Below are 640 nucleotides of genomic sequence, written 5' to 3' on the forward strand. Positions count from 1 at the left end.
GGTCAGCTCCAAGCTTTGAGGGGATCCGTTGCGAAGAGCTTCAACCACACTCTGATAGGCGCGGTTGGCCGCCTCCTCCTCTTTTTGGTGGACGACGATGGGGGCGGGATTTCCCTTCAGAAGCAATTCCAGGGTATACATGGCTAACTGTTCGCGTAGGGGGCTGTGGACACCTGATCCCAGTATCGCAGGTCGGCGGAAGGCCTAGATCCCAGACCTAGGGGCAGGGGCGAGCGGAAGGAGGATCCCCTGGATTGAGACCGGCAAACCAACTCGACAGGGCCGCCGGCAGGCAGAGGCCAGGGTTGCCCTCGATGTGGAGCCGTTCCAGCCGCGGCAGTTCTGCCAAAAAGCCGGGCAGCTCGCCTGTGAGCTGGTTACGGGCCAGGCGCAGATCCCGTAATTGCTTGAGTTGGGCTAGCTCTGGCGGCAGGGATCCGCTGAGGCGGTTGTCCGACAGGTACAGATTCTCCAGGTGGCGCAGGTGCCCCAGTTGGGGCGGAATGGGCCCAGAGAGTTGGTTGCGATCCAAAAACAGGCCCCTCAGGGAGCTCATCTGGCCCAGTTGGCTGGGAATGGCGCCGCTGAGCTGGTTGATTTGTAGGCTGAGGTTTTCTAGGCGGCTGAGCTGCCCCAGCTC

Annotated in this window: 1 protein-coding gene; it reads right to left on the reverse strand. The window is 61.9% G+C overall.

Going from position 1 to position 640, the window contains the following annotated elements; genetic code table 11:
* Positions 1-217: 217 nt before the first annotated feature.
* Positions 218-640, reverse strand: a 423-nt coding sequence (locus tag NW858_RS11350) for a leucine-rich repeat domain-containing protein (RefSeq protein ID WP_414520523.1), incomplete at its 5' end; no start/stop codon positions are given.

It is taken from the genome of Synechococcus sp. H55.10, assembly GCF_047502715.1.
Taxonomy (GTDB): domain Bacteria; phylum Cyanobacteriota; class Cyanobacteriia; order Thermostichales; family Thermostichaceae; genus Thermostichus.